Source organism: Ruminococcus sporogenes, assembly GCF_054655175.1.
Genome location: NZ_BAAHOA010000027.1, coordinates 1 through 1363, shown reverse-complemented (window position 1 = coordinate 1363; position 1363 = coordinate 1). Strand labels below are relative to the sequence as shown.

Sequence of the window (1363 nt, the reverse complement as noted above, 5' to 3'; positions counted from 1 at the left end):
GTTTCCCGTGACGGCGGAGCTTGAAAAGAACGAGGACGGAGTCGTTTTCACCCTGCTTCACAAAGAGCTTACGGAGGCGGAAAAGCAGACGGTCTGCGATGAATACGACGACTGCGCCGGCTGTCCCATCCGCGGTATATGCGCGAAGGACCTAGGCTCAGACAATTTGTTTTAAAGAAAGGACGGATAAATTATGAGATTTCTGTACAGAAAATCCTATGAAGAGGCAAAAATATGCGAGGAAACCGAACTATGGCGGGAAAGCCGTATAGAAAATATACGCTGCTGCAAGGAGATTGACAAAGCGGTTTCCGAAAGCTTCGACGGATACAGCTTAAGCGATTCGGGAGCGGAGAGCGTAATTGCAAGATTCGGATACGACCGCGCCATGTGGGTACTTGCGGCAAGTATCAGAAACAACGCTAACGACGGCAGGTTCTCGGAGGATAATAAGGCGTGGGCGAAGTCTGTGATTCCAAGCCATATATCTCAAAAAGAAACGATAGAATACTGCTCGGACTGTCACCCTGCCGTGCTTAACGGCTTTACCGAGCAGGTCCGTGAAAAATATGCCCGGTTAGGGCTTCTCGGCAGCAAGCAATGCGTTCATTCAGATGAACCGCAGGACTATACGAATAGGCTGATGATAATAAAGCCGGAGCTTCTGACAGAGGAATACAGAAAGCCGGAATACCAGTATTTCTACGCCACTGACGGCTGCGGATGCGATCCGGAAAAACCCGGCGGACTGGTGTTCGGTAACTATCTCATCGACGGGGACAGAGCTTCTTTGCGCCGCGGGGAATTCATAGGCATCGCGGACAGAGAGCAGCTTCCGAAGTGGGCGGTGAAACGGCTCGAGTATATGTCAGCTCCGCAGATGAAGATAAGGATATTTCAGATAGACCATGAAAAGGACGAAAACAAGCTTGCGTTTATGGACTACGATTACACACAATCGCACGGAGGTGTAAAGGCTGAAAACTACCGTCAGGTATACGGCGGTACAGTAAACTGCGGAAATCTTGAAGAAGTTTTTGCGCTTTGCAATTCGGATAAATTGCCTCCCGGCTACTGCGGAGAAGCCATGTCGGTAAGCAATGTGATAGAGGTCTGCGGCGGAAAGGACAAGGGCTTTTACTTCTGCGACAGCGTGGGCTTCAGACCGATAGACTTTGATATATTACGGACAGATCATCTGGATATGATGAGAATAGTCGTCGCGGAGGCTGTAAAAGCGCCCTATGTCGCTGAGATCAGACGCGAGCTTCAGGCAATGCAGTCAGTGGTGGGAGGGCGTATTGAACCGATATATTTCGAGCCTGACAACGACGCGGTCGCATGGTGCAACGAAGAATTTCTG

The 1363-nt window shown here is 50.0% G+C and carries 1 protein-coding gene; it reads left to right on the top strand.

The annotated features are described in order from the left end of the window. Window positions 1-193: 193 nt before the first annotated feature. Window positions 194-1363 (top strand): DUF3849 domain-containing protein (locus ACYQ0N_RS15260; RefSeq protein WP_460163174.1); only part of this gene is annotated, 1170 nt, incomplete at its 3' end.